Here is a 21,508-nt window from a genome sequence, read left to right on the forward strand (position 1 = left end):
CCTGACTCCCCATTTTTTTGAAAGGAAATCCCCCATGTTCGAAACCTCCATTGCCGGCAGTCTGCCCAAACCCGCCTGGCTGGCCGAGACCAACAAGCTCTGGCCCCAGTGGATGGCAGAAGGTGATGCGCTGCGCCAGGCCAAGGCCGATGCAACGCTGCTGTGGATCAAGGCCCAGGAAGATGCCGGTCTGGACATCGTTGGCGACGGCGAGCAGGCACGCCAGCACTTTGTGCATGGCTTTCTGGAGCAAGTCGAGGGGATCGACTTCGACAACAAAGTGAAGATGGGCATCCGCGACAACCGCTACGACGCGATGGTGCCGCAGGTGGTAGCGGCCTTGCGCCTCAAGGGGCGCGTGCATGCGTTCGAAGCGCAGCTGGCACGCGCCCATACCCGGAAAAAGCTCAAGTTCACCCTGCCCGGCCCGATGACGATTGTGGACACCGTGGCGGACCGCTTCTATGGCGACAAGGTCAAGATGGCCATGGCCTTTGCCGAGTTGCTCAACCAGGAGGCGCTGGCCCTGCAGGCCGATGGCGTGGATATCATCCAGTTCGACGAGCCGGCCTTCAACGTCTATATGAAGGACGCAGCCGACTGGGGCGTGCAGGCACTGGAGCGCGCCGCGCAGGGTCTCAGCTGCACCACCGCCGTGCACATCTGCTACGGCTACGGCATCAAGGCCAATACCGACTGGAAGAGCACCTTGGGCGATGAATGGCGCCAGTACGAGACGGTGTTCCCCGCACTGGCGCGCAGCAGCATCGACCAGGTCAGCCTGGAATGCATCCACTCGCATGTACCGCCTGACCTTATGAAGCTGCTGGCCGGCAAGGATGTGATGGTCGGGGTGATCGATGTTGCCAGCGACTCCATCGAGACGCCCGAGGAAGTGGCCGACACCATCGCCCGGGCACTGGAATTTGTGCCCAAGGAACGCCTCTTTCCCTGCACCAATTGCGGTCTGGCACCGATGTCCCGTGACGTGGCCTGGGGCAAGCTCAAGGCGCTGGCGGCGGGCACACGGCTGGCCAAGGAGCGCTTGTCGGCCGCTTGACCCCAGCCTAGCCTGCCGATGTCGGCCGGGCGATAGCGCAGCAGACACCAAGCGGGTTTTGGAGGCAGTGAAGCCCAGCCTCGTCCTACAGACGCTGGCAGGGCAATTGGCGAAGATGGCGGCCCACCATCACCGGGGAACCGCATGGATACCATCAACAACAACACCGCGGCCGATCCGACGCCTCCTTCGCCGCCCCTGATACCGACACAAAGCGGCACCTTGGAGCTGCACGACATCACCATCGTCGACAAGGTCAAGCTCAAGAAAGCCATCTCCGCAGCCGCATTGGGCAATGCGATGGAGTGGTTCGACTTCGGCGTCTACGGCTTTGTGGCCTTTGCACTGGGCAAGGTGTTCTTTCCCGATGCCTCGGCCAGCGTGCAGATGATTGCCGCGCTGGGCACGTTCTCGATTCCGTTCCTGGTGCGGCCGCTGGGCGGTCTGTTCTTTGGCGTGATGGGTGACAAGTTCGGCCGCCAGAAGGTGCTGTCGGTCACCATCATCATCATGGCCGCCAGCACCTTCTGTATCGGCCTGATACCGTCCTATGCCAGCATAGGCATCTGGGCGCCCATACTGCTGCTGCTGTGCAAGCTCGCGCAAGGGTTTTCGGTCGGAGGGGAATACACCGGCGCTGCCATTTTTGTCGCCGAGTTTGCGCCGGACCGCAAACGCGGCTTTCTGGGCAGCTTTCTCGACTTCGGCTCGATCGTCGGCTTTGTCACCGGTGCCGGCGTGGTGGTCTTGCTGCAAAGCCTGCTGAGCGAAGCGCGCTTTCTGGAATGGGGCTGGCGGGTGCCGTTCTTCCTGGCCGCACCGCTGGGGCTGGTAGGCCTGTATCTGCGCCATGCGGCCGAAGAGACCCCTGCGTTTCAGCAGCAGCTCGACCAGATGGAAAAGGACGACCAGGAGGATGTGGAAAACCGCCCCCGCATCTCGTTCAAGGAAATCGCAACGCGTTACTGGCGCCCGCTGCTGGTGTCCGTGGGTCTGGTGCTCACCACCAACATCACGTACTACATGCTGCTGACCTACATGCCCAGCTACCTGTCGCATAACCTGCAGTACTCGGAGGACCACGGGGTGCTGATCATCATCGCGGTGATGATCGGCATGCTGTTTGTGCAGCCGGTCATCGGCCTGGCCAGCGACCGCTTCGGACGCAAGCCCTTTGTGATCTTCGGCTCCATCGGCTTGCTGGTGCTGGCCATCCCCGCATTCAAGCTGATCATCAACGGCCAGATCGCGCTGATCTTTGTCGGCCTGTTCATGCTGGCCATTGTGCTGAACTGCTTTACCGGTGTGATGGCGTCGACCTTGCCGGCCATGTTCCCCACCCGCATCCGCTACAGCGCGCTGGCAGCATCGTTCAACATCGCCATCATCGTCGCCGGTCTCACGCCCACGATCACCGCTGCACTGGTCGATACCACCGGTAGCCTGTACCTGCCGGCCTATTACCTGATGTTCGTTGCGGTCATCGGTATCATCACCGGCATCTTCATGAAGGAAACCGCCAACCGCCCGTTGCGCGGCGCCACCCCGGCAGCCTCCAGCAAAAAAGAGGCCAGGGAGCTGCTGATTCAGACGCTGGACCATATCGAGCAAAGTGTCGAGGAGATCGATGGCGAGATCGCGAAGCTGCAAGCGCAGATCGCTGAGCTGGAGTTGCGCAAACAGAAGTACATCGACCTGCACCCTCGCCTGGATTGACAGCAGGCACTGCGCGTGGCGCGCAGTGGCCCGGTACCGCTGGTGGCAGATGCGGCGGTCGCTCAGCGATGGCGGCCTGATGGCCAGCGTGGGCAATGGCTGCGGCAACCGCTTTGAAGGCGGCGTGCGGGCCATCATCATGCGCTGCGCAGATGTTAGGTATCGTCGCCAACGCCCCTAGACCGCAAAGGCGCGCGCCTGCTGCACCATCAGTCCGGCGCACCCAGCCCCGTCGCATTGCCAAATCGGTCGCGCAGGCGCAGGAATGGTCCTGAACGCCCCATGTCTGGCAGGTAGGTGGAATAGTGCGAACGCCACTGGTTGCCATCCGGCTCGCCACAGCTCATGTTGGCGCCGGGTATCAGGCCCACAGGCAGACACAGAAGTTTTCCATCCGCAGTGATGACACCCTCGCCTTGCACACGATCAAACCGGGTAACGACCTCGCCGCTTCGGGCATACCAGTCACCAAACATGCGTTCAGCAAAGCTGGCTGGCACATCGGTTTGCAGACGCCGGATCTTGACGGGCGGCTCACCGGGCAGTTGCAACTGCCCCTGCGTCCACCAGACATTGCGGTCTATGGCTCCGCTCTCCAAGGGGGGGCTGTAGAACTCCACAATGGCATTGCCAGCCTCGGCCTCCAGCTCGGCCGCCTTTGCTGGGCCGCCCAGGCTGCGCCCGCCACGATATTCCCGCAAGGGAATCGTTGCCACGCTCGCCCGGCTGCCTGCACCTTTGCCCTGATAAATGGCGCTGCCCATGTGGAAAGTAGGCTGGCCATCTGCACGGTAATGGAACAGCTGCAGGATGACGGTATCACCTTGCACATCCAGCGCAATGCCACGACCGGGCTTACCCGTCAATTCATCTTCCACCACCCAGGTACCGTTCATCGGCATCAGGATGTTGGTCGTGACGGACGCATCACAGTACACCTGGCAGACAGGACCGTACCCGAAATTGGAAGCCAAATAGCTATGGTGCTGCACCGGAGTGATCGTGGTGCGGCCTTCAACGTAGGAGGCTTCACTCAGGGAAGCGCCCAGATCAAAACCAGTGATGATCCGGGTATGGGGATGGCTGCCGCCAATGCGCAACTCGCCTTGAATATCAAAGCCCGCAAACAACAACTCCATGCTCTCGATATCAGCGATGTCGGCAGGTCTTTCAGCGTCCTTTGGCGTGCATTGCATGCGAGCCGTTCCTGGCAGCACACCACATTGGAACAGGGGTTGGTAGACAACCATTCCAATGACGCTGGGCTTGAACCAGCCCACCTGGGTGATGCCATCGTCCGTTCGCCAAAGCTGCGCCTGGGTCGTGTAATCAGGCTGCCCTTGTGCATCCAGCGTAAACAGCCGCAACGAGCGCCCGCCTTGTTGTGCCAGAGGGTTGGTGACGCTCGCTGCATCACTGGTCACTAAGAGGCGCTCAATCGCCACCGCTGACTCGCCCGGGAACTGTAGCGTTCCCCTCAGGCCATTGCGAAAGCTGACGGTTACCTGCCCTACGCTCCGGTCTTCCACGGCTTCCTGCATCGGCCCGGCGAGGCTGCGGCCATTCTTGTAGCGCATCAGCGGAGCGGTAATGCTATTGCCCTCCATCTGGCCCGTCGCAGTGTAAAAGGTCGCGTCGCCATTTTTCTCGTATCCGAAGACCTGCATAAAGAAGGTATTGCCCTGCACATCGATGGCTAAACCTCGGCCGGGTTTGCCATTGATTTCACTGCTCACGATCCAGGTGCCTGATTGCGGGGTGAAATCCCGGCCTGCCCAGCTGGAAGAGGCGTAAAGAGTCGATGCAGATATGGCGAGAATGGACGCCAAATACGGAATGTGCTTGGTTTTTGCCACCGGGTCTCCCTTGATTTTGTGACAGTATATTCACCAAACAAATAATGACTTAATCCTGAATTTCGTTTATTCAGATGAAAAGCATGGACTTGGGCATTGCAACGTCGCCATTTGTTGGACGCAGATCCATAGGAGCGGCTAGAAAAATCTCAACGCCCCACCACCCTCACCACCCCATGCGCCTCTCGCTCGATCCGCACCGGCAGCGATTGCGCCAGCAGCGCCAGGCTGGCATCCGTGTCTTTGAGCGACAGGGCGCCCGATAGCCGCAGCTGTGCCACGGCGGGATCGCAGTGCACAGGGGCCATCCGATACCGGGCGATCTCGGCCACAACGTCGGCCAACGGCATGTTCTTGGCCAGCAGCATGCCCTGCTCCCACAGCGCGGCGCTGGCTTGCACATCGGTTGGCGGGCCGATGCTTTTGTTGCTGAAGTCAGCGGTGTGTCCCTCTTGCAGCAACTGGGTGGCGCCTTGCTGGTTGGTGATGACGACGGTGTGGCTGAAAACAGCGACACGGCTGGTGTCCGCATCCACCCGGCGCACGCTAAAGCGCGTGCCCAGCGCCTGCACGGTGCCTTGCCGTGTTTCCACGACAAAGGGGCGGTAGCGGGGCGATGGGTCGGCATGCGTGGTCACCAAGATCTCGCCCCCCAGCAGCCGCACCCGGCGCTCTTGCGCGTTGAAGCGGATGGCGACCGCGCTGGCGGTGTTGAGCGTCAACGTAGAGCCATCGGGCAGCAGCAGCGAGCGTGATTGCCCCACAGCGGTGGCCTGGTCGGCCATCCAGTCGCGCCAGGACAGCTCACGCCAGGCCAGCCAGCCGGCGGGAGCCGCCACCAGCAGGCCACCCAGCCAGGCCAGGCTTTTGCGCCGGTCGGGCCGCTGCACGGCATTCAAGGTTTGCTGGCAGACCTCGGCAGGCACTTGGGCAAACACGCCCAGCATGGCTTCGGCCTTGTGCCAGGCCGCCTCATGCGCAGGGCTTTGGCTGCGCCATTGTTCAAAGCGCGCCTGCTCCTTGGCAGTGGGCGTTTCATAGCGCAGCCGGATCAGCCAGTCGGCCGCTTCGCTGAGCAAGCTGTTTTGCGCGGCAACGCCTGCCATCACGCGGCCTCCAGGCAGCGCAGCAAGGCCTTGTGGATATGGCGGCGCACGGTGATCACCGGCATGGCGACCTGGTCGGAGATCTGCTGCAAGCTCAGGCCATCGAGCTGCGCCAGCAAAAACACCTGGCGCGTGCGGGGCGCCAGGCCTGCCAGCAGCCGGTCGATCTGCACCAAGGCCTCGATGACCTGCAGCTGGGTCTCGGGCGATGGCGCATGCGGCTCGGGCAGGGCCTGCAGGGTCTCCAGGTAGGCGCGCTCGATCTCGCGCCGGCGCCATAAATCCACCACCAGGCCTTTGGCGACATGGGTCAGGAAGGCCCGCGGTTCATCAGCAGCGTCCACGTTGCGGGGTGCCAGCATGAGCCGAATGAAGGTGTCATGGGCCAGGTCGGCCGCATCGCCCGCATGGCCCAGACGGCGCCGCAGCCAGGACTGCAGCCAGGCATGGTGGTTTTTGTAGAGCGCTTCGATGGGCGAAGCCAAGTATCCGGGAGATGCCATGCGATGTCCGCGCCCTGCTGCAACAGTCAATAGTTGAGAATGACTCTCAATTATATTCAATGGCAAAGACCGTCTTTACACAGGACTTTCGAGGCCATCCGGCGCGCCCCATGCGCCCGGCAGGTCAGCGTTGCGGAGCAGGCGGCGCGGGCAGCACGTACTGCCCTGTCCAGCCGACCAGACGCAGCGCCATCTGCGTCATCTCCTGGCACAGCGCCTCGATGGACAGCTTGCCGTTGGGCTGGTACCAGCGGTGCGTCCACTGCACCATGCCGCTGATGGCAAAGGCCGTTACCTTGGGATTGCTGACGTTGAAGACGCCGGCTTCCACGCCATTGACGATGAGCCGCGTCACCAGCGCATCAAAGCCGTGGTATTTGCTGCGGATATCGCTGATTTTCTCGGGGCTCAGGCTTTTTTCCTCTTCGAGCAGGATGGCCGAGAAGCTGCTCAGCTCGATCTTGCGGCGCGTATAGGTGTCGATAAAAAACGCAAAGCGCCGCACGGGATCCTTGTCTTCCAGCTGTTCGCACTGGCTGACGGCCTCATAGAGCCCAGCAAACACCTTGTCGAAAAGCCGCTCCAGCAGCTCGTGCTTGGACTTGAAACGCTTGTAGATGAAGGGCTTGGTCACGCCGATCGAGGCTGCAATGTCATCGAGCGTCGCGCTCTTGAAGCCGCGCTTGTAGAACAGCTCGGCAGCGGCATTGATGATCAAGGTGTCCTTGTATTCCTGGATCTGGTTCTTGGCATCGCCTGCGTTGGTGTCGGTGGGTGGTAGCTGCACTGCTGAAGGTCTCCTGGTGGACGTGGGGCTGCGGCCGTAGCGCGCGCCGGCACGCTGTACACATGGCCCCAGCATAGTGGAAAGGCGGGCCGTTTTGCACAAGATGCCACCCCGCCATCCATGCGTGAAATCCCCAATAGTACCAATCGATACTGATCAGTATCTTTGGGTTTTTCCAACGCTGAGCAGCCGTTTCAGGCCCCTGCCAAAGCGCCGCGCCAGCAGCCATTGAGCCCCATTGATTGAGGAGACAAGCGCATGTCGAACGCAACCGCCAGCCCTGGCGAACAGCTGAGTTACCAGGTCGTCGATTTTGGCCAGCCGCTGCAACTGGCGCGCCGCGCCATTGCTGCGCCTGAGGGCAGCGAGGTGCTGGTGCGCATCAGCGCCTGCGGCGTCTGCCACAGCGACCTGCACATGGCCGAGGGCTTTTTTGACCTGGGCGATGGCCGCCATTTCGGCCTGGAAAAAGTGCTCAAGCCGCCCCGCACCCTGGGCCATGAGATCGTCGGCACCGTGGCCGCCAACGGGCCCGATGCCGAAGGCGCGCTGGGCCGCTCGGTGATCGTCTTCCCCTGGATTGGCTGCGGCCAGTGTGCGCTCTGCGCCCGGGGTGATGAACACCTGTGCGCCCGCCCCGAGAGCCTGGGCACCACGCGGGATGGCGGCTTCAGCACCCATGTGCGCGTGCCCCACCCGCGCTACCTGATCGACCATGCCGGCATTGACGCCGCCTTTGCCGCCACCCTGGCCTGCTCGGGGCTGACGGCCTACTCGGCCCTCAAAAAAGTGGCGCCAGCGACCGAGCAGGCGCCGCTGGTCATCATCGGCGCGGGCGGCGTGGGCCTGGCGGCCGTGGCGCTGGCCAAGGCCCTGCATGGCCTGGGGCCCATTGTTGTCGATATCGACCCGGCCAAGCGCCAGGCCGCGCTGGAGGCCGGCGCCAGCCGCGTGGTGGACCCGGCCGAGGCCGATGCCGCCAAGACCCTGGCGCGCTCCAGCGCCGAAGGCGTGTCGGCCGTGCTCGATTTTGTCGGCTCCACACGCAGCTTCGAGTTTGCCAATGCCGTCGTCGGCAAGGGCGGCAAGATCCTCATCGTCGGCCTGTTTGGCGGCAGCGCCAGCATCCAGCTGCCGCTGATCCCCATGCGTGCCATCTCCATCGGCGGCTCCTATGTGGGCTCGCTGGCCGAGCTGCGCGAGCTGGTGGCGCTGGCTCAGCAAGGGGTGTTGCCGCCGTTGCCGCTCAGCAGCCGCCCGCTGGGCGAAGTACAGACCGTGCTGGACGAGCTACGTGCCGGCAAGGTCACCGGCCGCGCCATTTTGCAAAGCTGACGCCAGAAAAACCAGGAGCACCGCATGAACTACCAAGTCCCATTGCTGATCGACGGCCAGTGGCGCGACAGCAGCAGCCAGGAATGGCTGGACATCATCAACCCCGCCGATGAAAGCAGCATTGGCCGCGTGGCCAAGGCCAGCCGCGCCGACCTGGATGCCGCGCTGGCCGCGGCCCAGACCGGCTTTGCCGCCTGGCGCAAGACCTCGGTGATGGAGCGCTCGGCCTATCTGCGCAAGGCCGCGGCGCTGGTGCGCGAGCATGCCGAAGAGATGGCGCTGATGCTGGTGCACGAGCAAGGCAAGCGCCTGACCGAGGCGCGCATCGAGCTGTCGGGCGCCAGCGAGGTGCTGGAATGGTTTGCCGAAGAGGCACGCCGCTGCTACGGCAGCATGATCCCCCCGCGCTCGCCCGAGCTGCGCCAGTATGTGCAGCATGAGCCGGTGGGCCCGGTGGCGGCGTTCACGCCCTGGAACTTCCCGATCAACCAGGCCGTGCGCAAGATTGCCGCCGCGCTGGCTGCCGGCTGCTCGATCATCGTCAAGGGGTCGGAGGAAACGCCCGTAGCGCTGGCCCGCTTCATCCAGGTGCTGGAGCAGGCCGGCCTGCCTGCCGGCTTGCTGGGCCTGGTCTATGGCGTGCCAGGTGATATCTCCGAGCACCTGATTGCCTCCCCCGTGGTACGCAAGATCTCGTTCACCGGCTCGACCTCGGTGGGCAAACTCCTGAGTGCCCAAGCGGGCGCCGCGATGAAGCGCGTGTCGATGGAGCTGGGCGGCCATGCACCCGCCATCGTTTGCGACGACGCCGACCTGGCGCGCAGCCTGAAATTGCTGGGCGTGCAGAAGTTCTGGAACGCCGGCCAGGCCTGCATCTCGCCGTCGCGCTTTCTGGTGCAGGCGCCGTTGTATGACGAAGCCATTGCCGGTTTTCAGCGCATTGCCGAAGGCTATGTGATGGGCAATGGCCTGGACAAGGCCACCCGCATGGGCCCGCTGGCCAACCCGCGCCGGGTGGCCGCCATGCAGGCCCTGGTGGATGACGCAGTGGCCAAGGGCGCCCGCGTGGTGACGGGCGGCAAGGCGCCTGAGGGCAAGGGCTACTTTTTTGCGCCCACGGTGCTGGCCGATGTGCCGCAGGATGCGCGCATCTTCAACGAAGAGCCCTTTGGCCCGATTGCCGCGTTTGCGCGCTTTGACAGCGATGCGCAGGCGCTGCAAGAGGCCAACCGCCTGCCCTGGGGGCTGGCGGCCTATGTGTTCACCGGCTCGGCCACGCGCGGCGAGTGGTTCAAGAACGGGATCGAAAGCGGCTTGGTCGGCATCAACTCGATCGCGATGGGCTACCCCGAGCAGCCGTTTGGCGGGGTCAAGGATTCGGGCTATGCCAGCGAGGGCGGCGCCGATGCGCTGGCCTTCTACCTCAGCAGCAAGTTCGTCAGCCAGACCATTTGAACGCGCAGGCCGGCGCCCAGAGTATGCCGGCCCGCTGCCGCGCTGATGCGGGCAGCGCGATCGCAGAGAGAAGGATATCCATGCACAAGGTATTGATCGCCAACCGAGGGGAGATTGCGGTGCGCATTGCGCGCACGGCCGCAGACCGGGGCATCGCAAGCGTTGCGGTCTACGCCAGCGACGATGCAGCCAGTCTGCACCGCCGCACTGCCGACCAGGCACGCGCACTGGGCGCCCAGGGCGCAGCCGCCTATCTGAACGGCGCGCACTTGATTGAAATTGCACACCAGGAAGGCTGTGACGCCATCCACCCTGGCTACGGCTTTTTGAGCGAGAACGCCGCATTTGCGCAGGCCTGCGCGGCCGCCGGCCTGCGCTTTATCGGCCCCTCGGTCCAGGGGCTGGAGACCTTTGGCGACAAGGCCCGGGCGCGTGCACTGGCCCAGCGTGAGCAGGTACCGGTGGCACAAGGCACGCACAGTGCCACCAGCCTGGCGCAGGCCCAGGCCTTCATGCAGCAGCTGGGCGGGCCGGTGATGCTCAAGGCTCTGGCGGGTGGCGGCGGGCGGGGCATGCGCGCGGTGATGCACGCCGCAGACCTGGCAGCAGCCTTTGACCGCTGCAGCTCCGAAGCGCTGAGCGCCTTTGGCCGCAGCGATCTGTATGTGGAGCAGCTCGTCAGCGGCGCCCGCCATATCGAAGTGCAGATCGTGGGCGACGGCAGCGGCGCGGTGCAGCACTTGTTTGAGCGCGATTGCACCTTGCAGCGCCGCCACCAGAAGCTGCTGGAGATTGCGCCCAGCCCCTTCATCAGCCCCGCGCTGCGCGCGCAGCTGGTGCAGCATGCCTGCCGCCTGGGCGCCGCGATGCACTACCAAGGCCTGGGCACGGTGGAGTTCCTGGTCGACAGCCGCAGCGGGCAGTGCATCTTTATCGAATGCAATCCGCGCCTGCAGGTGGAGCACACCGTCACCGAGGCCATCACCGGGCTGGACCTGGTGGCGCTGCAGTTCGCGCTGGCCGACGGAGCCAGCCTGCAGGACCTGGGCCTGGACCAGGCACTGCCACTGCCCCGCCAGCTGGCGCTGCAGGCGCGTGTGAACATGGAAAGCATGCAGCCCGATGCCCAGGCCCTGCCCACAGGCGGCACCCTGGCGCTCTATGAGCCGCCCACCGGCCCGGGCGTGCGCGTGGACAGCTTTGGCTATACCGGCTACGAGACCTCGGGCAACTACGACTCCTTGCTGGCCAAGGTGGTCGTCAGCGGGCCCAGCCAGTTCGAGGTGCTCTGCGCCAAGGCCGATCGCGCGCTGGCCGAGTTCCATATCCAGGGCGTGGAGACCAACCTGGACTACCTGCGTGCGCTGCTGCGCGACGCACAGGTACAGCACGGCAAGATCGACACCACCTATGTGGAACGCCAAGGCCCGGCGCTGCATGCGGCAGCCACAGCGCTGGCAGCACAGCGCCAGCCTGGTCCTCAGACCGCCGGCCAGAACCCTGTGCCCTGCAGCGCCAACGACGAGCCCGCGCTGCCCGAAGGCGCAGATGCGGTGCGCGCTGCGATGCGCGGGCGCTTGATTGCGCTGGAGACCGATGCCCATACCGTGCTGGCCAAGGGTGCATCGGTGGCCGTTTTGGAGGCCATGAAGCTGGAGCACAGCGTGGCCCTGGGCCAGGGCGGCCGCTTTGTGGCGCGCAGCGCGCTGCTGGGCGAGGTGGTGGCGACAGGCACCCTGCTGGGCTGGGTGCTGCCCGATGCATCGGCCGATGCGCTGGCCAGCGGGCAGCAGCAAGCTGACCTCGATGCGATACGCCCCGATCTGGCCAAGGTGCTGCAGCGCCAGCAGGGCTTGATGGATGCGGCCCGCCCCGAAGCGGTGGCCAAGCGCCGGCGCCATGGCAAGAACACCGCGCGCGAGAACCTCGACCAGTTGCTGGATGCTGGCAGCTTTGTCGAATACGGCGGCCTGACCCTGGCGATGCAGCGCGGCCGCCGCAGCGAGGAAGAGCTGATTCGCCTCAGCCCGGCGGACGGCACCATCACCGGCCTGGGCCGCATCAACGGCCTGCAGTTTGGGCCCGAGCAGTCGCGCTGCGCTGTGATGGCCTATGACTACACGGTGTTTGCCGGCACGCAGGGCTTTATGGCCCACCGCAAGATGGACCGCATCGTGCACACCAGCGAACGCCTGGGCCTGCCCTTTGTGCTGTTTGCCGAAGGCGGCGGTGGCCGGCCCGGTGACACCGACTACGTGGGCGTGTCGGGGCTGGAGTTCACCACCTTCACGCACATGGCGCGGCTGTCGGGCAAGGTGCCGACGATTGGCGTGGTCTCGGGCCGCTGCTTTGCCGGCAATGCCGCCTTGCTGGGCTGCTGCGATGTGATCATTGCGACGCAGGATGCCAGCATCGGCATGGCCGGGCCGGCAATGATCGAAGGCGGCGGCCTGGGCGTGGTGGCGGCCGACGAGGTGGGACCGGTGGCCGTGCAGATGCGCAATGGCGTGATCGACCTGACCCCGGCTTCTCTGGCGGCAACACGGATCGGCCGGGGCTGAAACGCCTGATGGCGGATATCGAGCGCGGCCAGATCGACATCGTGGTGGTCTACAAGATCGACCGCCTGACGCGCAGCTTGGCCGATTTCTCCAAGATGGTCGAAGTGTTCGAACGCCACGGGGTGTCCTTTGTGTCGGTCACCCAGCAGTTCAACACCACCACTTCGATGGGTCGGTTGATGCTCAACGTCCTGCTGTCCTTCGCCCAGTTTGAGCGCGAGGTCACCGGCGAGCGCATCCGCGACAAGATCGCCGCCGCCAAGCGCAAGGGGATGTGGATGGGTGGCGTCCCGCCCCTGGGTTACGACGTCGACAACCGCCTGTTGGTCATCAACGAGGCCGAGGCGGCAGTGGTGCGTCGCATCTTCGAGGAGATGCTGACCATTGGTTCTCCAACCCAGATCGCCGTCAATCTGACTGCCGACGGCATCACGACCAAGGCCTGGACGACGCAGGAGGGCCAGACCCGCAGCGGTACGCGCATCGACAAGAAGTACCTGCACAAGCTGCTGCGCAACCGCATCTACCTGGGGGAGTTGTCGCACAAAGGGAACTGGTACCCCGGCGCTCACCCGCCGATCATCGACCAGGAGCTTTGGGACAAGGTCCACACGGTGCTGGCCAGGGATGGGCACACCCGGTCGGTGGAAACCAAGATCCGGTCGCGCACCGACGCTTTGCTGCGCGGCCTGCTGTACGCCCCCTCGGGAGAACGGATGTACCCGACCTACTCGCGCAAGAACGGGCGCAAGTACCACTACTACGTGTCCAAGTCGGAAAGCCGGTTCGGGGCACCGGGCAAGAGCTACGAACGCCTGCCTGCACCTGAGATCGAGGCGGCGGTGGTGGCCCAGATCCGCACGGTGCTGACCAGCCCGGAATCCATCGCATCGGTGGTGCGCCACATCCAGCGCAACGGCGGTCAGATCGACGAGGCCACCACGGTGATGGCGATGGGACGGCTCAACGACGTGTGGGATCAGTTGTTCCCGGTCGAGCGTCACCGCATCGCCAACCTGATGATCGAGCGCATCGACCTCGTCCACGTCGGCGAGGTGCAGGGCATCAAGGTGAAGTGGCGGGAACTGGGCTGGGACGCCCTGATCGGTGAGTTCGCCCCAAGGGGCATCGGCGCGGAACTGGTGGAGGTCGAAGCCTGATGGACGACACACTGGAAACCTTCGTGCCCCTGACGTTTCGCCGCCGGGGCGCGCGGCGGGTGGCAGCCGACGAGCGCCACGTTCACGATGTGACGCTGCTGGAGGGGGTGGCACGCGGTTTCTACTGGCAGCACCTCGTGGACACCGGTGTGATGAAGAGTGGATCAGACATTGCCCGGGCCGAAGGACTGCACCCCTCGGTGCCCAACGAGCTGATGCGCCTGACCCTGCTCGCGCCTGACATCCTCGAACTGCTGATGGCCGGGCGGCAGCCTCGCCGGATGAACCTGATCTGGTTCCAGCGCAACCCGCTGCCGGTGGATTGGGAGGCGCAACGCCAGATCGTGAAGCGCTTTGAGGAGGACGCATGAGCAAGAAGCACCGGGGCCGGTTCAAGGGTGATCCGGTCACCTATCAACTGCCGAACCCGGCAGGAGGCGTGCAACTGGAAACCTTCGTGCCCTGGACGCTGGTGAAGCGGGGGCTGAAGAAGCAGGTCATCACGCCCTTGGACGCGCCGCAGGAATTTCTGTCCGAGGCCACCCGGGAGCGGGAAGCCCGGTCGGCCGCGCAGGACACCGCGTTGATGCGGGCGCTCGGACTGGCGCACCACTGGCAACGCCTTCTGGATGAGCAGCGGGCGGCATCAGTAGCCGAGATCGCCGAGGCCGAAGGCATGGACGTGACACAGGTGCGCCGGGTCATGCGGCTGACGCTCCTGGCCCCGGAGCTCGTGGAACGGCTGGTGGGCTCGCCCGATGCCGTGCTGGAAAAGGTGATGCGCAGACCTTGGCCAAACGGCTGGGGCGACCAGATGCGCGTGCTCGCGCCACCTGGGTGAGCGCGTCGCACCCAGCGCCAGCAACCGCCTGCGGGCGGTTTTTTTGCGGCCGCTCGGCACTCGGTCGCCACCGCTACAGGAGTTGCCAGCCACAACTGACCGCCTCTAAACCCGCGCCAGCAAAGGAAATGGCCTCGAGAACGCTCGCGTGGCCACCAGAGAAAACGGAGAACAGAGAGGCGTCGGTGGGGGCAAAAAAGACGACTTCGCAGGGGCGGCGCTCGCGAGGCCAGGCCCGAAAACCGCGCCAACACTGGGGGAACGGGCAAAAAAATCCCAACCGATGAGGGTTGGGATTTTGGGTATTGGTGGAGCTGGCGGGAATTGAACCCGCGTCCGTCAGCCTTCGTCGAGCAGATCTACATGTTTAGTGTTCTGGTTTGAATCTCGCCTGCAAAGCCGCGCAGACACACGCTGCATTGCAAGCCAGTACCCTTAGATCTTGCCATCTACCAAGGTACCCGGTAGACGGCCAGCTGATGTAAATTCCCTTGCAGCCGGGAGGTATTGCTACCCCCTTGCCCAGCCCATCAACATACTGTTGCAAGGCTCACCGGATTTAAGCGGCGAGTGCGAAACGTTCGTCGTTTGCAGTTAGTTTTTTGAACGGAGATTTACGAGCATCATTCAAGCTCGACATGCACCACACCGATCCCGAACCCACGTCGAAACCAGGACAGCCCCATGGCATCTATTTTAGGCCAGTTTCAGACGTTTCAAGAGCTCGTGTGGAGAATTGATGACATCGTCGGCTTCCCAGTGCGCGACCGACTGCTTTTCGCCCAGGTAGCCGTACACGGCTGCCACGGTATGCATGCCGGCCGCCTTGCCGGCAATGATGTCGCGCTCGTCGTCGCCGACATAAACACAGTCCTGCGGAGCCACGCCGATGCGGCGCGCTGCTTCCAACAGCGGCTCGGGATGGGGCTTGGCATGCGGCGTCGTGTCGCCACTCACCACCGCACCGGCGCTGGCAAACAAGGCCATCTGGCGCGACAGCGGCTCGGTAAATCGCTTGGACTTGTTGGTCACCACGCCCCAGTGCAGCTGGCGCGCCACAATGCTGGCGAGCATGTCGGAGACGCCGTCGAACACGGTCGTGTCCTGCGTCATGCGGCGTTCGTAGTTCTGGAAGAACTCCTCGCGCATCGTGGGAAACTCGGCATCCTCGGGCTGCATGCCAAAGGCCACGCGCAGCATGCCACGCGCGCCCGATCCGGCAAACGGCCGGTAGTCGGCCATCGGCAACGACGGCAAGCCCCTGGCTACCCGCATCTGGTCTGCTGCTGCGCCCAGGTCGGGTGCGCTGTCAATCAAGGTTCCGTCCAGGTCGAACAGAATGGCGCGTATCGATCTTTGCATCAGCCGGGCTTTCGGGTAGCGATCATGTAGTTGACGCTGGTGTCTTCATTGAGCCAGTAGCGCTGCGTCAGCGGATTGAACTGCAGGCCCTTGCTGTGCTGCTGCACCAGGCCGGCACTGCGGCAGTAGTGGGCCAGTTCCGAGGGCCGGATGAACTTGGCAAACTCATGCGTGCCCTTGGGCAGCATTTGCAGGATGTATTCCGCACCCACAATCGCCAGCGCAAAGGCCTTGGCATTGCGGTTGATCGTGGAGAAGAACACCCAGCCACCGGGTTTGACCAGGTCATGGCAGGCCTGAACCACCGAAGCCGGATCGGGCACATGCTCGAGCATTTCCATGCAGGTGACGGTGTCGAAGCTCTCGGGCTGCAGCTGTGCCAGGGTTTCGACAGCGATTTCCTGGTAGCTGATATTAGGAGTCTGCGCTTCCAGTGCATGGAGCTGGGCCACGCGCAGCGCCTTGGTGGCCAGGTCGATTCCGGTCACGGTGGCGCCTTTGCGCGCCATCGAGTCACTCAGAATGCCGCCGCCGCAGCCCACATCGAGCACCTTCTGGCCATTCAACGGGCTGATGCCATGGATCCATTCCAATCGCAGTGGATTGATCTGGTGCAAGGGTTTGAAGTCACTGTCCGGATCCCACCAGTGCATGGCGAGTTCGGAAAACTTGGCCAATTCGGCCGGATCGGCATTCACAGTCTGGTTCATGGCCTGATTGTCCACCATCTGCAGCCGGATTCGGGCATAAAAAAAGCCCCACGAATGGGGCTTTTTGCGCAGGGGCAGAAGAATTACTTCTGGGTGCCCACCACTTCGATTTCCACGCGACGGTTCTTGGCGCGGCCAGCTGCAGTCTTGTTGTCTGCCACTGGTTGCTTTTCGCCCTTGCCTTCGGTGTACACGCGGCTCTTGTCGATGCCCTTGGACACCAGGTAAGCCTTCACAGCTTCAGCGCGACGCACGGACAGCTTCTGGTTGTAAGCATCGGAACCGATGGAGTCGGTGTGACCCACAGCGATGATCACTTCCAGGTTGATGTTCTTCACCTTGGAAGCCACATCGTCCAGCTTGGCCTTGCCTTCTGGCTTCAGCACCGACTTGTCGAAGTCGAAGAATGCGTCAGCAGCGTAGGTAACCTTTTGGGTCTGAGCGACTGGAGGAGCCACTGGAGCAGGTGCAGGAGCAGCTGGAGCAACAGCAGGTGCTGGAGCAGGTGCAGGAGCAGCCTTCACCAGGGCACCGTCGCAGCCTTCAGCAGCGGTAGCAGGGGTCCAGTTAGCATCGCGCCAGCACAGTTCGTTGGTACCGTTCTTCCAGACCAACTCACCGCTGCCGTTTTGCCAGTTGTCAACAACGTTGCCGCCGTCAGCAGCCTTAATTTGTGCTCCAGCGGCGGTTGCAAGCGCTGCAGAGGCAAACAACATCGCCACTTTGTTCAGTTTCTTCATGGTTCTCCTCTTGGGGAAAAAGCCGCAGCCGCGCTGCGAATCAAGACGTCGTCAGTGACCATCACCAAAAACGTTCTTACTTATTGTGCCATAGGCGTACCGGATCGCCATAGTTATCTGTAGCGCCAACGGTAAGACAAAAGCGCTTTGGGCCTAGAATGTTGCCGACATGCAACATCAGCTTGCGCCTAAAATGCCTCTTGTACTTCGTCACCCTATGCCAGCACTATGACCCAGTTTGCTAAAGAAACATTGCCGATCAGCCTGGAAGAGGAAATGCGCCGCAGCTACCTCGATTACGCGATGAGCGTGATCGTCGGCCGGGCTCTGCCAGATGCCCGAGACGGCATGAAACCGGTGCACCGCCGGGTTCTCTATGCGATGCATGAGCTGAACAACGATTGGAACCGCCCTTATAAGAAGAGTGCGCGTATTGTCGGTGACGTCATTGGTAAGTACCACCCGCACGGTGACATCGCGGTGTACGACACCATCGTGCGCATGGCCCAGGATTTTTCGCTGCGCCATATGCTGGTCGACGGTCAGGGTAATTTCGGGTCGGTGGACGGTGACAGTGCTGCGGCCATGCGTTATACCGAAATCCGCCTGTCCAAGATCGCCCATGAGATGCTGGCCGATATCGACAAGGAAACCGTCGACTTTGGCCCGAACTATGACGGCTCGGAGAGCGAGCCGCTGGTGCTGCCCGCGCGCGTACCCAATCTGCTGATCAATGGATCGGCCGGTATTGCGGTGGGTATGGCCACCAATATTCCTCCGCACAACCTTAATGAAGTGGTGGATGCGTGCCTCCATCTGCTGCACCACAGCGATGCCACGGTCGATGACCTGATGGAAATCGTGCCCGCGCCCGACTTTCCAACGGCCGGCATCATCTACGGCATCAATGGCGTCAAGGAAGGCTACCGCACCGGCCGGGGCAAGGTGGTGATGCGCGCCAAGGTGCACTTTGAAGATATTGACAAGGGCCAGCGCCAGTCGATCATCGTTGACGAGCTGCCCTACCAGGTCAACAAGAAGACCTTGCAGGAGCGCATGGCCGAGCTGGTGCACGAGAAGAAGATCGAAGGCATCAGCCATATCCAGGACGAGTCGGACAAGTCCGGCATGCGCCTGGTGATCGAGCTCAAGCGCGGTGAAGTACCTGAGGTGGTGCTCAACAACCTGTACAAGCAGACCCAGCTGCAGGACACCTTCGGCATGAACATGGTGGCCCTGGTCAATGGCCAGCCCAAGCTGTGCAACCTGAAGGACCTGATCAAGGTCTTCCTGGAACACCGCCGCGAAGTGGTGACGCGCCGTACCGTCTATGAGCTGCGCAAGGCACGCGACCGTGGCCATGTGCTCGAAGGCCTGGCCGTTGCGCTGGCCAATATCGACGACTTTATCGCCATCATCCGCAACGCCCCCACCCCACCGGTGGCCAAGGCCGAGCTGATGGCCAAGAGCTGGGACAGCAAGCTGGTGCGCGAGATGCTCACCCGCACGCGCACCGATGGCGGCGTCGTCAATGCCGACGACTACCGCCCGGAAGGCCTGGAAGTGGAATTCGGCATGCAGCAGGACGGCCTCTACCGCCTGTCCGAGACGCAGGCGCAGGAAATTCTGCAGATGCGTCTGCAGCGCCTGACCGGCCTGGAGCAGGACAAGATCGTCGCCGAGTACAAGGACATCATGGCGGTCATCGAAGACCTGCTCGACATCCTGGCCAAGCCCGAACGTGTCTCGACCATCATCGGCGAAGAGCTGGTGGCCCTGAAGACCGAGTTCGGCCAGACCAAGCTGGGCGCACGCCGCAGCCAGGTGGAATACAGCGCGCAAGACCTGTCGACCGAAGACCTGATCACCCCGACCGACATGGTGGTGACCCTGTCGCATACTGGCTATATCAAGAGCCAGCCGCTGAGCGAATACCGCTCGCAAAAGCGCGGCGGGCGCGGCAAGCAGGCCACGGCGACGAAGGAAGACGACTGGATCGACCAGCTCTTCATCGCCAACACGCATGACTACCTGCTGTGCTTCTCCAACCGCGGTCGCCTGTACTGGCTCAAGGTCTGGGAAGTGCCTGCCGGCTCGCGCGGCTCGCGTGGCCGCCCCATCGTCAACATGTTCCCGCTGCAGGACGACGAGAAGATCAACGTGGTGCTGCCGCTGACCGGCGAGTACCGCAGCTTCCCGGCCGATCACTATGTCTTCATGGCCACCCGCATGGGTACCGTCAAGAAGACCTCGCTCGACGAATTCAGCAACCCGCGCAAGGCCGGCATCATTGCCGTGGGCCTCGATGATGGCGACGTGCTGATCGGCGCGGCACTGACCGAAGGCCGGCATGACGTGATGCTGTTCAGCGACGGCGGCAAGGCCGTGCGCTTTGATGAAAACGATGTCCGCCCGATGGGCCGCAATGCCCGTGGGGTGCGCGGCATGAACATCGACGAGAACCAGAACCTGATCGCGATGCTGGTCGCAGAGCAGCACCCTGCAGAAGTCGAGGCTCGCAAGGCCAAGGATGCGCTGGACAATCTGCAGATCCGCGACAAGGAGCTGCAGGACGCCCAGGCCCCGGCCGCCGATATCGAAGCACTGCGCAAGCAGATCGACGAGGCACGCGCCGCGCTGGAAGCGGCTGACCTCGCCGCCATTGCGGCACTGGGCGAGATGCCGCGTGAGACGCTGCACAGCGTGCTGACTGCCACCGAAAACGGCTACGGCAAGCGCACCTCGATCGCCGAGTACACGCGCCATGGCCGAGGCACCAAGGGCATGATTGCGATCCAGCAGTCGGAGCGCAACGGCAAGGTCGTGGCTGCCACCCTGGTGAGCCCGGATGACCAGATCATGCTGATCACCGACACCGGCGTGCTGGTGCGCACCCGGGTGGCCGAGATCCGCGAGATGGGCCGCGCCACGCAGGGCGTCACCCTGATCGGGCTGGACGCCGGCGCCAAGCTGAGCGGCCTGCAGCGCATCGTGGAGAACGATGCACAGGCTGACGAAAACGCCGAAGCTGCCGATGGTGCAGAAGCGGCGGACGGCAACGACGCCCAGAACCCCGCAGACGGCTCCTGAGCCCCCACCGAAAAAGCCATGTTGCGACATGGCTTTTTCCTGCCCATTTTTGCTCCTTTTTCATAGCTATCACTGCTCGCTGCGCGAGCCAACGAGGCCTTCCATGCAACGCCCCTATAACTTCTCGGCCGGTCCGGCCGCCATCCCTGAAGACGTGCTGCAGCAAGCAGCCAGCGAGATGCTGGACTGGCGCGGCAGTGGCATGAGCGTCATGGAGATGAGCCACCGGGGCAAGGAGTTCATCTCGATCTGCGAGAAGGCAGAGGCTGACTTCCGCCAGCTGTTGGCAGTGCCGCAGAACTTCCACATCCTGTTCATGCAAGGCGGTGGCCTGGCGGAAAACGCCATCGTGCCGCTGAATCTGTCGCAAGGCGGCGCGGTCGATTTTGTCGTCACCGGCAGCTGGAGCCAGAAGTCGACCAAGGAAGCGGCCAAGTTCTGCAACGCCGCCGTGGCTGCGACCGACGAAGCCCAGGGCTTTACCCATATCCCCGACCCCGCCAGCTGGAAGCTGCGCAGCGATGCGCGCTATGTGCACATCTGCAGCAACGAGACCATCAATGGCGTGGAGTTCCAGCAGCTGCCCGACCTGGCCAGCCTGGGCTGCCAGGCTCCGCTGGTGATCGACTTCTCGTCGCATGTGGCGTCGCGCACGGTGGACTGGAGCCGCGTGGGCCTGGCCTTTGGTGGTGCGCAGAAGAACCTGGGCCCGGCAGGCCTGACCATGGTCGTCGTGCGCGATGACCTGCTCGGCCACGCGATGGCCATGTGCCCCAGCGCGTTCAACTACCGCCTGGTGGCAGACAACCAATCGATGTACAACACGCCGCCGACCTGGGGCATCTACATCGCCGGCCTGACCTTTGAATGGATCTTGCGCCAGCAGGAAGGCGGCGCCAGCGGCGTTGCCGCGCTGGAGGCCCGCAACACCGCCAAGGCCGAGCTGCTCTACCAGGCCATCGATGGCTCGCAACTCTACGAGAACCGCGTCGCACGTGACTGCCGCTCGCGCATGAATGTGCCCTTCTTCCTCAAGGACGAATCGCGCAACCAAGCTTTCCTGGATGGCGCCAAGGCGCGTGGTCTGCTGCAGCTCAAGGGCCACAAGTCCGTGGGCGGCATGCGCGCCAGCATCTACAACGCCATGCCACTGGCCGGCGTGCAGGCGCTGGTGGACTACATGCAGAGTTTTGAAAAACAAGGCTGATCCCCAGCGTCCCCGGTTT

Annotated in this window: 16 protein-coding genes, 1 other RNA gene and 1 pseudogene; 10 read left to right on the forward strand and 8 right to left on the reverse strand. The window is 63.3% G+C overall.

What is annotated here, in order from left to right; genetic code table 11:
• Window positions 1–34: 34 nt before the first annotated feature.
• Window positions 35–1,060 (forward strand): methionine synthase, encoded by a 1,026-nt coding sequence (locus ACCQ08_RS00700; protein WP_373448578.1) that lies wholly within the window; start codon window positions 35–37, stop codon window positions 1,058–1,060.
• A 144-nt stretch (window positions 1,061–1,204) separates the two neighbouring features.
• Window positions 1,205–2,776, forward strand: a complete 1,572-nt coding sequence (gene proP, locus ACCQ08_RS00705) for a glycine betaine/L-proline transporter ProP (protein ID WP_373448579.1) — start codon at window positions 1,205–1,207, stop codon at window positions 2,774–2,776.
• Between the two features lie 209 nt (window positions 2,777–2,985).
• Here proP and ACCQ08_RS00710 read toward each other — a convergent pair whose 3' ends face one another.
• From ACCQ08_RS00710 to ACCQ08_RS00725, 4 genes are all read right to left on the reverse strand, one after another.
• Entirely contained in the window at window positions 2,986–4,632 is a 1,647-nt protein-coding gene (locus ACCQ08_RS00710) for a hypothetical protein (RefSeq protein ID WP_373448580.1), read from the reverse strand.
• Between the two features lie 149 nt (window positions 4,633–4,781).
• Window positions 4,782–5,738 (reverse strand): FecR domain-containing protein, encoded by a 957-nt coding sequence (locus ACCQ08_RS00715; protein WP_373448581.1) that lies wholly within the window; start codon window positions 5,736–5,738, stop codon window positions 4,782–4,784.
• Window positions 5,738–6,241 carry a sigma-70 family RNA polymerase sigma factor gene (locus ACCQ08_RS00720; RefSeq protein ID WP_312462035.1) on the reverse strand — a complete coding sequence of 168 codons (504 nt, stop codon included), beginning with the start codon at window positions 6,239–6,241 and terminating at the stop codon, window positions 5,738–5,740. Before ACCQ08_RS00720 ends, ACCQ08_RS00715 begins: the two co-directional genes overlap by 1 nt.
• A 124-nt stretch (window positions 6,242–6,365) precedes the next feature.
• On the reverse strand, window positions 6,366–7,028 hold the full coding sequence (locus ACCQ08_RS00725) for a TetR/AcrR family transcriptional regulator (protein ID WP_312409595.1): 663 nt from the start codon (window positions 7,026–7,028) through the stop codon (window positions 6,366–6,368).
• 258 nt (window positions 7,029–7,286) lie between these two features.
• Here ACCQ08_RS00725 and ACCQ08_RS00730 point away from each other — a divergent pair, with 258 nt between their 5' ends.
• The 6 genes and pseudogenes from ACCQ08_RS00730 to ACCQ08_RS00755 all read left to right on the forward strand — a co-directional run bounded on the left by ACCQ08_RS00730 (window position 7,287) and on the right by ACCQ08_RS00755 (window position 14,380).
• Entirely contained in the window at window positions 7,287–8,363 is a 1,077-nt protein-coding gene (locus tag ACCQ08_RS00730; RefSeq protein WP_373448582.1) for an alcohol dehydrogenase, read from the forward strand.
• A gap of 24 nt (window positions 8,364–8,387) precedes the next feature.
• A complete protein-coding gene (locus ACCQ08_RS00735; protein ID WP_373448583.1) occupies window positions 8,388–9,818 on the forward strand; it encodes an NAD-dependent succinate-semialdehyde dehydrogenase in 1,431 nt (476 codons plus the stop codon).
• 80 nt (window positions 9,819–9,898) lie between these two features.
• Window positions 9,899–12,379 (forward strand): biotin carboxylase N-terminal domain-containing protein, encoded by a 2,481-nt coding sequence (locus ACCQ08_RS00740; protein WP_373448584.1) that lies wholly within the window; start codon window positions 9,899–9,901, stop codon window positions 12,377–12,379.
• Window positions 12,328–13,539 (forward strand): annotated as a pseudogene (locus ACCQ08_RS00745) (recombinase family protein); the annotation flags it as partial. The gene ACCQ08_RS00740 and the pseudogene ACCQ08_RS00745, both read left to right, overlap by 52 nt.
• On the forward strand, window positions 13,539–13,910 hold the full coding sequence (locus ACCQ08_RS00750; RefSeq protein WP_095558464.1) for a site-specific recombinase resolvase: 372 nt from the start codon (window positions 13,539–13,541) through the stop codon (window positions 13,908–13,910). The pseudogene ACCQ08_RS00745 and the gene ACCQ08_RS00750, both read left to right, overlap by 1 nt.
• Complete coding sequence (locus ACCQ08_RS00755) at window positions 13,907–14,380, forward strand: hypothetical protein (protein WP_373448585.1); 474 nt, start codon at window positions 13,907–13,909, stop codon at window positions 14,378–14,380. The genes ACCQ08_RS00750 and ACCQ08_RS00755 overlap by 4 nt, the downstream gene beginning before the upstream one ends.
• 306 nt (window positions 14,381–14,686) lie before the next feature.
• Here ACCQ08_RS00755 and ssrA read toward each other — a convergent pair.
• The 4 genes from ssrA to ompA form a co-directional block, all read right to left on the reverse strand.
• Window positions 14,687–15,064: a transfer-messenger RNA gene (gene ssrA, locus ACCQ08_RS00760) on the reverse strand.
• Window positions 15,065–15,076: 12 nt separating this feature from the next.
• Window positions 15,077–15,742 carry a phosphoglycolate phosphatase gene (gene gph, locus ACCQ08_RS00765; protein WP_312409629.1) on the reverse strand — a complete coding sequence of 222 codons (666 nt, stop codon included), beginning with the start codon at window positions 15,740–15,742 and terminating at the stop codon, window positions 15,077–15,079.
• Window positions 15,742–16,452, reverse strand: a complete 711-nt coding sequence (gene ubiG / locus ACCQ08_RS00770; protein ID WP_312409631.1) for a bifunctional 2-polyprenyl-6-hydroxyphenol methylase/3-demethylubiquinol 3-O-methyltransferase UbiG — start codon at window positions 16,450–16,452, stop codon at window positions 15,742–15,744. Before ubiG ends, gph begins: the two co-directional genes overlap by 1 nt.
• An 83-nt stretch (window positions 16,453–16,535) precedes the next feature.
• Entirely contained in the window at window positions 16,536–17,192 is a 657-nt protein-coding gene (ompA, locus tag ACCQ08_RS00775) for an outer membrane protein OmpA (protein WP_305852716.1), read from the reverse strand.
• A gap of 228 nt (window positions 17,193–17,420) precedes the next feature.
• On the opposite strand from ompA, the gene gyrA reads away from it, so the two are divergent.
• Window positions 17,421–20,282 (forward strand): DNA gyrase subunit A, encoded by a 2,862-nt coding sequence (gene gyrA, locus ACCQ08_RS00780; RefSeq protein WP_373448586.1) that lies wholly within the window; start codon window positions 17,421–17,423, stop codon window positions 20,280–20,282.
• Window positions 20,283–20,385: 103 nt separating this feature from the next.
• Window positions 20,386–21,489 carry a 3-phosphoserine/phosphohydroxythreonine transaminase gene (gene serC, locus ACCQ08_RS00785; protein WP_373448587.1) on the forward strand — a complete coding sequence of 368 codons (1,104 nt, stop codon included), beginning with the start codon at window positions 20,386–20,388 and terminating at the stop codon, window positions 21,487–21,489.
• Window positions 21,490–21,508 lie beyond the last annotated feature (19 nt).

The sequence above is a fragment of the Comamonas sp. SY3 genome, from assembly GCF_041730275.1.
GTDB lineage: Bacteria > Pseudomonadota > Gammaproteobacteria > Burkholderiales > Burkholderiaceae_C > Comamonas > Comamonas sediminis.